12 protein-coding genes and 1 other annotated feature are annotated in these 12,842 nt (G+C 43.3%); of the genes, 8 read left to right on the forward strand and 4 right to left on the reverse strand.

The annotated features are described in order from the left end of the window. Nucleotides 1–21: 21 nt before the first annotated feature. Entirely contained in the window at nucleotides 22–459 is a 438-nt protein-coding gene (locus BAA9072_RS11335; protein ID WP_201714795.1) for a ferritin-like domain-containing protein, read from the reverse strand. A gap of 146 nt (nucleotides 460–605) precedes the next feature. Here BAA9072_RS11335 and BAA9072_RS11340 point away from each other — a divergent pair, with 146 nt between their 5' ends. Both BAA9072_RS11340 and BAA9072_RS11345 read left to right on the forward strand, forming a co-directional pair. Then, a complete protein-coding gene (locus tag BAA9072_RS11340; protein WP_201714796.1) occupies nucleotides 606–761 on the forward strand; it encodes a hypothetical protein in 156 nt (51 codons plus the stop codon). Between the two features lie 61 nt (nucleotides 762–822). After that, entirely contained in the window at nucleotides 823–1,062 is a 240-nt protein-coding gene (locus tag BAA9072_RS11345) for a YkuS family protein (protein WP_201714797.1), read from the forward strand. A gap of 234 nt (nucleotides 1,063–1,296) precedes the next feature. Here the strand turns inward: BAA9072_RS11345 and BAA9072_RS11350 are convergent, their stop codons facing one another. After that, entirely contained in the window at nucleotides 1,297–2,259 is a 963-nt protein-coding gene (locus BAA9072_RS11350; protein ID WP_201714798.1) for a S8 family peptidase, read from the reverse strand. A gap of 383 nt (nucleotides 2,260–2,642) precedes the next feature. Between BAA9072_RS11350 and BAA9072_RS11355 the strand changes: the two genes are divergently transcribed. Then, nucleotides 2,643–3,164: a superoxide dismutase family protein gene (locus tag BAA9072_RS11355; RefSeq protein ID WP_201714799.1), complete on the forward strand. Its 522-nt coding sequence runs from the start codon at nucleotides 2,643–2,645 to the stop codon at nucleotides 3,162–3,164. A gap of 53 nt (nucleotides 3,165–3,217) precedes the next feature. On the opposite strand, the gene BAA9072_RS11360 is transcribed toward BAA9072_RS11355, so the two are convergent. Next, nucleotides 3,218–4,561 carry a sodium-dependent transporter gene (locus BAA9072_RS11360; RefSeq protein ID WP_201714800.1) on the reverse strand — a complete coding sequence of 448 codons (1,344 nt, stop codon included), beginning with the start codon at nucleotides 4,559–4,561 and terminating at the stop codon, nucleotides 3,218–3,220. A 75-nt stretch (nucleotides 4,562–4,636) separates the two neighbouring features. Further along, nucleotides 4,637–4,848 (reverse strand) — a binding site (T-box leader). 260 nt (nucleotides 4,849–5,108) lie between these two features. On the opposite strand from BAA9072_RS11360, the gene BAA9072_RS11365 reads away from it, so the two are divergent. Together BAA9072_RS11365 and BAA9072_RS11370 are read left to right on the forward strand one after the other, a co-directional pair. Further along, nucleotides 5,109–6,224 carry an NAD(P)/FAD-dependent oxidoreductase gene (locus BAA9072_RS11365; protein ID WP_201714801.1) on the forward strand — a complete coding sequence of 372 codons (1,116 nt, stop codon included), beginning with the start codon at nucleotides 5,109–5,111 and terminating at the stop codon, nucleotides 6,222–6,224. Nucleotides 6,225–6,328: 104 nt separating this feature from the next. Continuing rightward, entirely contained in the window at nucleotides 6,329–7,885 is a 1,557-nt protein-coding gene (locus tag BAA9072_RS11370) for an ABC-F family ATP-binding cassette domain-containing protein (protein WP_201714802.1), read from the forward strand. Nucleotides 7,886–7,937: 52 nt separating this feature from the next. On the opposite strand, the gene BAA9072_RS11375 is transcribed toward BAA9072_RS11370, so the two are convergent. Then, nucleotides 7,938–8,621, reverse strand: a complete 684-nt coding sequence (locus BAA9072_RS11375; protein ID WP_201714803.1) for a GntR family transcriptional regulator — start codon at nucleotides 8,619–8,621, stop codon at nucleotides 7,938–7,940. 393 nt (nucleotides 8,622–9,014) lie between these two features. On the opposite strand from BAA9072_RS11375, the gene BAA9072_RS11380 reads away from it, so the two are divergent. The 3 genes from BAA9072_RS11380 (at nucleotide 9,015) to BAA9072_RS11390 (ending at nucleotide 12,805) form a co-directional block, all read left to right on the forward strand. Continuing rightward, nucleotides 9,015–9,497 (forward strand): MarR family winged helix-turn-helix transcriptional regulator, encoded by a 483-nt coding sequence (locus BAA9072_RS11380; RefSeq protein WP_201714804.1) that lies wholly within the window; start codon nucleotides 9,015–9,017, stop codon nucleotides 9,495–9,497. A gap of 13 nt (nucleotides 9,498–9,510) precedes the next feature. Beyond that, on the forward strand, nucleotides 9,511–11,109 hold the full coding sequence (locus BAA9072_RS11385) for an MDR family MFS transporter (protein ID WP_201714805.1): 1,599 nt from the start codon (nucleotides 9,511–9,513) through the stop codon (nucleotides 11,107–11,109). A 370-nt stretch (nucleotides 11,110–11,479) separates the two neighbouring features. Next, nucleotides 11,480–12,805, forward strand: a complete 1,326-nt coding sequence (locus tag BAA9072_RS11390; protein ID WP_201714806.1) for a phenylacetate--CoA ligase family protein — start codon at nucleotides 11,480–11,482, stop codon at nucleotides 12,803–12,805. The last annotated feature ends 37 nt before the right edge of the window (nucleotides 12,806–12,842 follow it).

Raw genomic sequence — 12,842 nt, forward strand, 5'->3', positions numbered from 1 at the left:
TGAAATAGCGGTCTTTTGTCATTAGTTAAAAGAAGGATCCTTTAACAGGCGGTCGAACTCTTCAAGGTGATGAGTTTCATCAGCGATCATATCATCAAGCTTAATGCCAAGCTCTACGAGACCTAATTCCTCAGCCTGTTCTTTGCGTTTCTTATATCGTTCGATTGTATCTGCTTCGGCTTTACGGCCTTCTTCCAGCATTTCCTTCACATCATCCGTTTGTTTAACCGATGCAGGCGTCGTTGTCGGCTGCCCGCCTAATGTTTTAATCTTTTCAGCCAGGTATAATGCGTGTCCCTGTTCATCAGGAATTTCCTCTTCAAAGAAGGGTTTTAATACTTGACGATACAAGCCGCTCACAACAGCAGCATAATTTGTGTAAAGAATGACTGCAGCATATTCATTCGCTAAATCTTCATTTAATCCATCAATTAACTCATTTAACTTTGCTTCATCCATGTGAATACCACCCTTTTTTTATTGTTATACAGACTATTTACCCGGTATAGGGAAGAAATAAACATACGAAGGGAATTGAATGCCCTTCAAATATTTTGCCTGTAAATGGGGATTCTAATTCTATAAAAGTCAGAGGAGGGATGAGAATGTCAAAACAGGGAAAGCAAAGTATGGACCAAACATCAGAACAATTAGCGAAACAAAAAGCTAAGAATGATGTGGAATTTGCATCTGATACCCAGACTGGAAATACTAAAGGGCAAAGTCAGAAAAAAAGTGGCAGACAAGTAAATAAAAAATAAATGACGAATATCTTTTTCACCGAAAGAAAAACCTATATGTAGAACCAGGAGGTGTAAAGGCATGAGAATTGGTGTTGAACAATCCTTACAAAACGTTGTACAAGCCTTACGTGAAAAAGGGCATGAAGTAGTAGAATTGAAGCAGGAATCAGATGCAAACGGCTGTGACTGCTGTGTCATGACAGGAATGGATACGAACGTAATGGGTATTCAAAATGTAGCAACTCAAGGCCCTGTCATCGAAGCAAGCGGACTGAGTGCCGATCAAATCTGCCAAGAAGTCGAAAGCAGACTACAATAGTTGAAATGTTACAACACAAAAAGAACAGTCATTGATGGCTGTTCTTTTTTGTATCAAAATAATAAGAGGATTGAGTGCACGATTTTTGGCTCATTTTATTGAAAACGTACCTTCGGCAAAGCTGAAAGTTCTCCTAGACGAAAGGAATCCCCGCACAAATGTATCTGTGCCGGGGATTCTTTTCGTTTAGGCGGAAATGAGTTGATAATCAACTAGTTACATACTCCATATCCATCACCCAATCTGTGCAAGGGGCTGGTTTCTCAAGTGCTCGCGCAGAAGATCCGGAGCGGTTAAAAATATCAGTCCATTCCCTTCCAATGTTTTCGGAAAGCCAAGAGGCACCGTTCGCTTAATGAGTTGGGCATATACTTCACATTCAGAAAGCTTACGGTCAAAGGAGGCCTGTTCGAATTCTTTGATCAGGGCCAATGCTCCCGAGATGTGGGGGGCTGACATGGAGGTTCCGCTAAGCTTGGCATATTTATCACCAGGGATGGTCGATAAGATTTGTTCACCAGGGGCCACTAAATCAACTTCATTGTTGGAATTAGTAAAGTAGGAAGACTTTCTTTGAAGATCGATGGCTCCTACTGAAATGACTTCATTGTAGCATGCAGGGTATGAAAACTCATCTGTGCTGCTATTGGAGTCACCCTCATTCCCAGCAGCGCAGACCACTAGAATATTGGCATCCACCGCTTTTTGAATCGCTTTATGCAGAGGCTCATAATCTGTTGGGCCTCCCAGGGACATGGAAATGATGTCCACCTTTTGCTCAATCGCATACAAAATACCGTTTACGATCCATTCGTACTTACCGCTTCCACGGCTGCCGGCAAGAACTTTAATAATCATCAAATCAGCTTGTGGAGCCACTCCAATGACACCATCACCATTTTCGCTTGCAGCAATCGTTCCTGCCACATGAGTGCCGTGTCCACTGTAATCCGTCACATTATCTTCTGCACCGTCATCATCGTCGGTGAAATTCCGGGAGCCCTTCACCTTCCCGGTAAGGTCCGGGTGATTCATATCGCATCCTGTATCAAGGATGGCGATGGTTACACCTTTTCCTTTATACCCATTCTTCCACATGCTAGGAGCTTGGATTAAATCAACGCCTTTAGGAATTTCATTTGCATCAACAATCATTTCATCCATGAAGTATGGAATTAACCTAATTTCACCTTGCATATAAATCCCTCCTAAAATAGTGCTGCGTATTAGAATAGAAATCAGAAGTTTCTGAAAATATAACATTTTTTGGACAGAATGAAAAGGGAGAATAGTAATAGGAAAATAAAACCAATCATATTTCCGTCTTGCACTGCATAGAGGAAGCAAGGGGTGAGGTGGTGTAATCCAACTATACGTGAGGCCCTCGGGGAGACCGGGCAATGTTTCAATCGTTGGGGATGAAAAAAATATAAACAAACGTTTGACTAATGGTTCGAACCCTTGATATATAAAGGGTTCTAGGGTTTAAACAAACGTTTGGTTAATAATGATGTTAAAGGTTTTCCATCATGTCATCACCGGTTCCAACATAAAATAGGGTGAAGGAAGGAGGATCAGGGATGAATTATTATCAATACGGCTATCCTGCTTATTCCTATTACCGAAATACTCCTAATATGGCCTACGCTCACATTCAGGGAGGGCCACTCGCTCCAAGACTGCAGGGATATGTTTTTTTTCGGGAAGTGCAAAATGGTGTGGAAGTATTTGCCGAAGTGACAGGTTTACCATCCTATAAAGAAGGAAAGGGTGACGAGAAGCCGATCGGTCCACATGGATTTCATCTCCATGAGAAAGGGGTTTGTGAGATAGGGGATCCAAAGGAACCTTTCACATCTGCAGGAGGGCATTGGAATCCGACCCATCAGCCACATGGTAATCATGCGGGAGATTTCCCCGTTTTATTTTCGAATGACGGCTATGCTAAAATGTCCTTCTTTACAAATAAATTTAAAGTGAAAGATGTGATAGGGAAAGGGGTCATTATCCATCAAAACCCAGACGACTTCAGATCACAGCCCTCAGGAGATGCAGGAAAAAGATTGGCGTGTGGAGTGATCATGGGGTATGGAGCATCATAAAGAAAAGGGTTGACCGTTTCAGGGGTCAACCCTTTTGTTTGGAGCTCAAGGGATTAAAATACTCCCAATACATCAAGCATTACGAATAGTATTAACACCGGTGCCACAAACCGGATCAGGAAGAACCAGGTTTCAAATAATCCACGTTTTAATCCACTTCCCAATTTCAACTCTTCATATAGAGCAGTCTTTTTCATTTTGATAGGTACAAACAAAGCGATAAGCAATGATCCGATGGGAAGCAGTACATTACTTACTGCAAAATCAGCTAAATCAAAAATGGTTTTACCAAACAATGTGATATCACCAAGAACCCCGAAAGATAAGGCAGATGGAATACCGCAAACGAAGATGGCAAGACCGATGATCCACGACCATTTCGTGCGCTTTTCAGGTTGTCCTTTCGAAATAACCGAAACGATGATTTCAAGCATCGAAAAGGCGGACGTCAACGCTGCGAACAAGAAGAGCACAAGAAATGCGATGAAGAAGAGCATCCCGAAAGGAAGCTGACTGAACACAGTGGGTAGTACATTAAATAGAAGCACAGGACCCGCACCAGGCTCTAAATCAAAGGCAAAGACTGCAGGGAAAATGGCAAGTCCGGCTAATAATACGATGAAAATATTCATCGCCACAATAGAGATTGCCGAACGGGGCAGACTTTGAGTTTTCGGAAGGTAGGAACTGTACGTCACCATTACCGATACCCCGACACTTAACGTAAAGAACGATTGTCCCATCGCTTCTAAAATTGTCTGTGACGTTACTTTAGAAAAATCCGGTTGAAGTAAGAATGTAACCCCTTCACTTGCACCATCAAGGGTCACAGCGCGGATCACTAACAGAATAAATAGAATAAATAATGCCGGCATCATGATTTTACTGGCAAGTTCAATCCCCTTTTCGATCCCCTTGGCCACAACAATGATAGTCATCAAGATAAAGAGAAGTTGAACGAATACACTGATCACGGGATTTGAAATCGTTGCTCCGAATACTTCGGCATACTGATCCGAAGAAAGGCCGTTTAATTGCCCTGTAACGGCTTTGAATAAATAAACAACAATCCATCCCCCGATTACACTGTAGAAGGAAAGCAGGATGAAGGAAGTAATCATCCCAAGAATCCCGACCCAGTGCCATCTTGAACCAGGAGCAATCTTTCTGTAGGAATCTACAGCATTACTTCCGGCTGTTCGCCCAATTGAGAATTCTGCCAATAGTAATGGAAGACCGAGTAGTAAAGTAAATAGGATAAAGATCAGGAAGAATGCTCCGCCTCCATTTTCACCGGCAATATAAGGGAATTTCCAGATGGCCCCCAAACCGATGGCAGACCCGGCTGCCGCTAAGATGAAACCGAGTTTCGATGACCATTGTTCGCGCTGACTCATTCTCATGCTCCTTTCTGTTTTTATTGACGTGTAAAGGGGTTATTTTAACCAAATAAAAAAATCGCCCCTACATATCGTAGGGACGATTTGGATATCGCGGTACCACCCTAGTTATGAGAAAAAAATTCTCATCACTCTTCACACATAACGGCCTTAACCGTCTTTTGATCTCGTCAAAAGAAGCTCCGGAATCGAAATTCACGCATCATCTTTGTACCGGTTCACACCAACCACCGGCTCTCTTTAACAGGGAAATGCTCGCTACTTGTTTCCTTCAAAGCTTATTCAATATTAGGTTATACAATTTTTATCATGAATCAAAACAACTTGTCAATCTATTTCGCGAAAAATAGTGAGAATTGTCTGGAATTGGAGGTTTTTTTATTTGTTGATGGAGGCGTCTGGTTCAATATCATGAAAATGTACCTGGAACAAAAAGCTGAACGTTAATCAAGGGCACTTGGTTCATCCATCTAGACGGGGCTCCATTGAGTTCCCTCTCCTTCTCAAGTAAAATGAAAGAAAATGAGATGAAAAGGTGTTTTACATGAAATCATATATTATCGTTGGTGCCGGCATTCTGGGTGCTTCTACGGCATACCATCTTGCTAAGGCAGGGGCCGGGGTCACAATCGTAGACCGCCGGGATCCCGGACAGGCAACGGATGCAGCAGCGGGAATCGTCTGTCCGTGGCTGTCACAGCGCAGGAATAAAGTCTGGTATCGCCTGGCAAAAGGTGGGGCAAAGTATTATCCGGATATTATCGGCCAACTGAAAGCAGACGGAGAAACGAAAACCGGCTATAAACGCGTAGGAGCGGTCTGTCTTCATACGGATGAGCAGAAACTACTTAAGATGGTGGAAAGAGCAGAGAAACGCAGGGAGGACGCTCCGGAAATCGGTGAACTCACCATGCTGACTGCAGAAGAAACCCGTCAACGTTTTCCGCTTCTCTCTGACGAGTATCAATCTGTTCACGTAAGTGGTGCGGCAAGGGTAGATGGAAGAGCGATGCGGGATGCCCTTTTGAAAGGGGCAAAAAAGCATGGGGCATTCATTCGTCAAGGTGAGGCCAGACTATTAAACGAACACAATCGAATAGTGGGTGTCGCATTAGGGGAAGAAATTTTGAAGGCAGACGGGGTGATTGTGACCGCCGGTGCATGGGCGAAAGAATTGTTTCAGCCACTTGGAATCAACTTTCTGATCTCTTCTCAAAAGGCGCAAATCCTTCATTTGAACGCTGGGGGAAATGAAACGGATGAGTGGCCGGTCGTCATGCCGCCGAATGACCAATATCTTCTTGCGTTCTCTGAAGGAAGAGTCGTGGCAGGAGCCACACATGAAAATGATGTCGGCTTTGACCGCCGTATAACAGCGGGGGGGGTCCATGAAATCCTCCAGAAAGCGATGGAAGTGGCACCGGGAATTGGGGATGGGGAATTAGTGGAGATGAGAGTCGGTTTTCGCCCTTTCACTCCCGGGTTCCTTCCGGTTTTCGGTGTCATGCCGGGACTGGAGGATGTGTGGGTAGCCAACGGTCTTGGGGCAACGGGATTGACGGTTGGTCCGTACCTTGGATCAGAACTTGCCAAAATGGTAATGGGTGAACCTACTGAGCTCGATCCCGCCGATTATGATGTAGCGGGAGCCGTCGAGTAAGGGGGAGAATAAGCACCAGCTCATTTCCCCCCTATCTTCTAAGGGAAATGACCATTATAATAGAGAAAGCGAATTTTAGTATATAAAGAAAAGGTGTTTACGACATGAGTTTATTAACAGTCAAAAATTTAACTCACGGTTTCGGTGACCGTGCGATTTTTAATGACGTTTCTTTCCGTTTGTTGAAGGGTGAGCATATCGGCTTGGTCGGTGCCAACGGAGAAGGAAAGTCTACATTTATGAATATCATTACAGGAAAGCTTGAGCCTGATGAAGGAAAAGTGGAATGGGCGAAGCGAATCCGTATCGGTTACCTGGATCAACATGCTCAGTTGAAGCAAGGTATGACGATCCGGGACGTGTTGAAGACAGCCTTCCAATACTTGTTTGATATGGAAACAGAAATGAATGAGCTGTTTGCCAAGATGGGGGAGGCAACTCCTGAAGAGCTTGAAGAGTTGCTTGAGGAAACAGGGACCCTTCAGGATGCCCTGACGAATAATGATTTCTATATCATAGATGCCAAGGTGGAAGAAATCGGCCGGGGGCTTGGGCTGGATGATATCGGGTTGGATAAAGATGTTCACGATTTGAGTGGGGGACAACGGACGAAAGTCTTATTGGCTAAGCTATTACTTGAAAAGCCGGATATTCTATTATTAGATGAGCCGACCAACTATCTAGACGAACAACATATTAACTGGCTGAGACGCTACCTGCAGGAATATGAAAATGCGTTTATCCTGATCTCTCATGATATTCCATTCTTAAACAGTGTCATCAATCTTATCTATCATATGGAAAATCAGGAATTGAATCGCTATGCAGGGGACTATCATGAATTCAAACGGGTTCATGAAATGAAGAAGCAGCAGCTTGAGTCGGCTTTCAAAAGACAGCAGCAGGAAATTTCAGAGTTGAAGGATTTCGTAGCCCGTAATAAGGCCCGGGTATCGACCCGGAACATGGCCATGTCCCGTCAGAAGAAGCTTGATAAGATGGATGTGATCGAACTGGCTGCGGAAAAGCCGAAGCCGGAGTTTCACTTTAAACAGGCGAGAACAGCCGGCAGGGTCATCTTTGAAACGAAGGAACTTGTGATCGGATACGACGAACCGTTATCCAAGCCTCTCAACCTCAAGATGGAGCGTGGTCAGAAAATTGCCCTGTCAGGAGCCAATGGAATCGGTAAAACGACTCTATTACGAAGTATTCTTGGCGAGATCAAACCGATAGCAGGTTCTGTGGAGCTGGGAGACTATCTCCATATCGGTTATTTTGAACAGGAAATCAAAACGAAGAATAATCACACCTGTATTGAAGAGGTATGGAACGAGTTCCCATCCTTTAACCAGGCGGAAGTCCGCGCAGCCCTGGCAAAATGCGGCCTGACGACGAAGCATATTGAAAGCAAGGTAGAAGTGTTGAGTGGTGGGGAAAAGGCGAAGGTACGACTTTGTAAATTGATGAACAAAGAATCGAATGTCCTTGTATTTGACGAACCGACCAACCACTTGGACGTCGAGGCGAAAGAAGAATTAAAACGCGCCCTTAAAGAATACAAAGGGACCGTTCTCCTGATTAGTCACGAACCGGAATTCTATCAGGATGTAGCGACCGAAGTATGGAACTGCGAAGACTGGACGACAAAATTATTCTAATTCAAAAAGCCGACCCTTGTACACGACAGGGATCGGCTTTTTGTGTGCGTGTCTACTCTATCAAAACAGCCTCCAGGGACGAATACCCTTTATCCTCCATCCGCAAATCATCAAAGCTGTGCTTCATATGAAGGTCGATCAGTTCCAGCAGGGTTTGCCGGTCTTTATTTTCAATAGCCTTCACCATTTCTTCATGTTCACGGAAACGGACGTTTTCACCCGGCTCTACATGATAGAATACATCGAATAAAAACAGATACACATTGGATTGAGTCAGCATTTCATCCATATACTTCATTAGGAATTTATTCCCGCTCACCTCCGCAAGGAACAAATGAAACTGCTTGTTGAGCTCGACGTATTTCAACAGGTCCTTTTGTTTATAGGTTTCCTGCTCCTCTTTAAGGAACGTATATAGCCTTGATAGATCCGATTTCTTCACCTTTGGGAGTCCATATTTCACCGTCAGGAATTCCAATTCTTTTCTCAATTCAAAGAAGGAAATGATTTCTTCTTTTGTAGGATGAACGACAAACGCACCCCGATTCGGGATGATCTGAACGAGTCCTTCTGATTCCAGTCGTTTCAATGCATGACGGATAGGGGTCCTGCTGACGGCCATCTTCAAAGAAATGATTTGCTCCACGAGCTGTGTCCCAGGGGCAATCTTACGGGCAAGCAAGGCGTCCTTCAAGCGGGCGTATACTCTTAACTCTGCAGTTTGTCTCTTTTTCACTCTCATCATCCATTCAATCTACTATTTCCTAAATTCTATCATATAGGAAAAAGAGTCTGAACCATAATCCTGTTTTTCATGAGAGGAGAAACCAAGTGGATCAGACTCTTAAGCGAAAATTCATCTTGAATATCATTTATGGTGTGTAAGGGTATAACTTGTGTATAACTTGTTTCATTATGGAGTAAGCACTTTTATTAGTATGAAAACAATCAACCCGATTAAAAAGAGTATAAACGACCATGTAAATGAAAAAGATTCTTATGAAAGCATTTACTTATAAAAGTTAATATAATGGATGTTTTCTGACATTTTTCGGAGTGAAATATTGAGAGAAAAAATGGTTGACTTTTTTACCTAAGGTGATTAATATTTAAACAGGTTAAATATTAAATGAATGAAAAGAAATGGAGGGTGAAAGTGGAGCCGGAGCGTATCCAACATTCCTATATAGATCGTTTATTTTCAGCATTTCAAATTTCGAATCGTCACATACAACAAGAAATGACTGTGGCATTGAAAGAAATGAACTTAACTGCACCCCAGTTCTTCATTCTATATATTCTGTCGACATCAAAAGGAACAAAGTCGACGGAACTGGCAGAGAAGTTAGAAGTAAAGCCCAGTGCGATCACCGTCATGATTGATCGGTTGTTAAAGAATGATTTTGTCTCAAGGCAAAGAGATGAGAAGGATCGCCGAATCGTGAAGCTGGAACTTACTTCTCTTGGGCAAGATGTTTTTGAGAAGGCGAAAGCGAAGAGAAGAGAAATATTCTCACGCTATCTGGCTTATCTTGATGAAGAAGATGTCAATCAACTCGTGATGATTTATGAGAAATTGGCTGCAGCAGTTGAGAACAATACAGAAGAATAAGGAGAGAACACATATGTCAGTACAATCAGGGATTAATAAACGTTTAGTTCTGGCCGGATTGATCATCGGGATGTTTTTTAGTGCCCTTGAGCAAACGGTAGTAGGGACAGCGATGCCAACGATCATCGCGGAACTGAACGGTTTTTCCATCTTTGCGTGGGTAACCACGGCTTATTTAATCACTTCCACAACGGTTACACCGATCGTTGGGAAACTTTCGGATTTATATGGCAGACGATTATTGTATTTGATCGGGGTCATTATCTTCATTATCGGTTCAGGTTTATGTGCCACGGCCTCTTCCATGGAGCAACTCGTACTGTATCGCGGACTTCAGGGAATTGGCGGAGGTATGATCATGCCATTATCCCAAACCATCATTGGGGATATCTTCACTGCTGAGCAGCGTGCGAAGTGGCAGGGGGTATTCGGAGCGTTATTCGGTTTGAGCTCTGTCATCGGTCCGTTCATTGGCGGTTTCATCGTCGATACGATCAGCTGGCACTGGATTTTCTTAATTAACGTACCATTTGGTATATTATCCGCCCTTCTATTATTCATCGGGTTGAAATATGAAAATGTCGGACGCCAGACGGATAAAGTAAGCATTGATTACCTTGGTATCATTACTTTAATTCCGGCATTAGTCCTCTTATTGCTAGGACTGAATTTCGGTGGAGACAAATTCGAGTGGACCTCTGGAACGAGCTTCATGCTCTTTGGCGGGTCTATTGTATTGCTTCTCATCTTTGGTTTCATTGAAAACAAAGCGAAGGAGCCGATCCTTGATTTAAGCTTATTTAAGAATAGAGTATTTGCCACAACGAATGCATTGGGATTCCTTCTCGGGTTAGGAATGTTCGGAGCGATCATGTTCGTTCCGATGTTCATGCAGGGAATACTGGGTGTGACTCCGACTCAAGCGGGATCCACCATGACACCGATGATGATTGCTTTGATCACGGCAAGTATCATCGGCGGTAGATTATTATTACGATTAAAATACCGCACAGTATTAACGGCCGGCATGCTGATCACCGTATTTGGATTCTTTTTGATGAGTACGATGGGGCCCGCATCAAAGGAATATACAGCATATATGTATATGATTGTTATGGGATTCGGAATGGGGCTTGTAATGCCGACACTCATGATTGCAGTTCAGAATGAATTCCCTAAATCCCGACTCGGGGCAGTAACTTCATCCGCAACCTTCTTCCGGTCAATCGGAGGAACAATCGGGATCACCGTACTAAATGCAGTGATGAATCAATCACTTCAAGAAAATATGAAAGACGTGGCAGCACAACAACAAAATCCTGCTGCTGGTCAGATTCTTTCAGGTCTAAGTGAGAAAACGGATGCTTTGTTCGGATTACTTGTAACGCCAGGGTTACTGGAAGTACCGAAAGAAATCGGAAGTATCGTGATTGCTTCGATTGAAACCGCATGGTCCGATGCATTTACAACCGTCTTCCTAACCGGTTTGATCTTTATTGCCATCGGTGTTGGAGTGGCCCTGTCAGTTGGAAACGGGAAAATTAAACGTGATAAAGAGTTACAGGAAGAAGCGGAAAAGGAAGAGACAATCCTTAAACCGGCTACTGAATAATAGTGAAAAACCCTGCTTTGAATGATGTCAAAGCAGGGTTTTTATTTGTTCTACGATTGTGGTTACTACTTTAGTTGAATCAATTTGGATAACGGCGAAGTGTTCATTTTAACGGCGAAATTATAAATATAACGGCGAAATCACCACATTTAACGGCGAAATTTCAAATATTTCGGCGAAACAATTCTTCACGATGAGAAATCGAACTACCTCTACCACGTTTTCACTTTAATTAAATTTTCTGAAAATATATTGACAATTTTCAGCAGACACGTTATCTTTTGAGTAGTTAAATATAACACATATTTGTTTAAACGAATTATTAACGTTATATAAATATATTTTTATATACGATAGGGAGGCCGATACATTGATTTTGCATGAGATTGAAACTGCCGGTCGATCGCAAATGGAACGCCTTCAACTAGAGAGACTTCAACATGTTGCTTCAGTCGTTTATACAAGAGTTCCTTTTTACCGGGAACAGTTTGAGAGAAGGGGCATTAGGCCTGAGGATATAAAGTCTTTGTCGGACTTAAAAATGTTACCGCTTACAATAAAGAAAGATCTCCGTGATCATTACCCATTCGGCCTGTTTGCGGTAAAGCGTGAGGAAATGGTAAGAGTTCATGCATCGAGCGGTACGAGCGGAAAGCCCACAGTCGTTGGTTATACTCAAAATGATATTGACATGTGGGGTGGAATTGTCGCACGGGCCATCGCTATGGCAGGCGGGAAACCAGGGGATGTCCTGCATAACGCTTATGGATATGGATTATTCACAGGTGGTCTGGGTCTCCATTATGGAAGTGAAAAGCTCGGGATGATCACGGTACCGGTATCGGGTGGAAACATGTCGAGACAAATAACATTATTGGAAGATTTTCAGCCAACGGTCATTTGTGGCACGCCGTCATATGTTCTCAATTTAGCCGAATCAATGGAATCACAAGGAAAAGATCCCGCTTCCCTTTCCTTGCAATATGGAATCTTCGGGGCCGAGCCATGGTCAGATTCGATGAGGAAGACGCTGGAGCGGAAGATGGATATTAAAGCATGCGACATTTACGGGTTAAGTGAAGTCATTGGACCGGGGGTGGCCATGGAATGCCATGAGGCACGGGACGGTCTTCATATTGCAGAGGATCACTTCCTTGTTGAAGTCATTAACCCTGATACGTTAGAGACTCTGCCGGAAGGGGAAGTCGGTGAGCTTGTGTTTACGAGCTTAACGAAGGAAGCCTTTCCGATCATCCGCTACAGAACCGGTGATATCGCTTCGATTCAACATGGCACATGTTCATGTGGTCGAACAACGGTGAAGATGTCCCGGGTGAAAGGAAGAGTCGATGACATGCTCATCATCAGGGGTGTGAACGTGTTTCCATCCGAAATGGAGCACTTTCTGCTTCAAATAAATGAGCTTGCACCACATTATCAAGTTCACTTAAAGAAAAAAGGGGCACTCGATTTGGTGGAGCTTCAGGTGGAGGTCACGGATGAATGCTTTAATGGAGTGTCGAACGACTTGCATCATGACCGTTTGAATCAATTGGAAATGAAAGTGAAGAGTCTGATGAAAGATCGTTGTTACGTTTCCATGGATGTGAAAATCAGAGGTCCAAGGGAAATTCCCCGCTCAGAAGGAAAAGCCATCCGGATTGTCGATTTTAGAGGAGAAGCCATGCTTCAATAAATTTTTTTGAGGAAAATAGTTATCACACAATTTATCT

Origin of the sequence: Rossellomorea arthrocnemi, from assembly GCF_904424705.1 — a bacterium.
GTDB classification, from domain to species: Bacteria; Bacillota; Bacilli; order Bacillales; family Bacillaceae_B; genus Rossellomorea; species Rossellomorea arthrocnemi.

What these genes read in the sequence shown, in the direction of transcription:
- BAA9072_RS11360 (WP_201714800.1), bottom strand. Translation starts at nt 4,561, where the DNA reads ATGAGTCAGCGCGAACAATGGTCATCGAAACTCGGTTTCATCTTAGCG.
- BAA9072_RS11340 (WP_201714796.1), top strand. Translation starts at nt 606, where the DNA reads ATGTCAAAACAGGGAAAGCAAAGTATGGACCAAACATCAGAACAATTA.
- BAA9072_RS11370 (WP_201714802.1), top strand. Translation starts at nt 6,329, where the DNA reads ATGAGTTTATTAACAGTCAAAAATTTAACTCACGGTTTCGGTGACCGT.
- BAA9072_RS11355 (WP_201714799.1), top strand. Translation starts at nt 2,643, where the DNA reads ATGAATTATTATCAATACGGCTATCCTGCTTATTCCTATTACCGAAAT.
- BAA9072_RS11345 (WP_201714797.1), top strand. Translation starts at nt 823, where the DNA reads ATGAGAATTGGTGTTGAACAATCCTTACAAAACGTTGTACAAGCCTTA.
- BAA9072_RS11335 (WP_201714795.1), bottom strand. Translation starts at nt 459, where the DNA reads ATGGATGAAGCAAAGTTAAATGAGTTAATTGATGGATTAAATGAAGAT.
- BAA9072_RS11350 (WP_201714798.1), bottom strand. Translation starts at nt 2,259, where the DNA reads ATGCAAGGTGAAATTAGGTTAATTCCATACTTCATGGATGAAATGATT.
- BAA9072_RS11365 (WP_201714801.1), top strand. Translation starts at nt 5,109, where the DNA reads ATGAAATCATATATTATCGTTGGTGCCGGCATTCTGGGTGCTTCTACG.
- BAA9072_RS11385 (WP_201714805.1), top strand. Translation starts at nt 9,511, where the DNA reads ATGTCAGTACAATCAGGGATTAATAAACGTTTAGTTCTGGCCGGATTG.
- BAA9072_RS11380 (WP_201714804.1), top strand. Translation starts at nt 9,015, where the DNA reads ATGAATGAAAAGAAATGGAGGGTGAAAGTGGAGCCGGAGCGTATCCAA.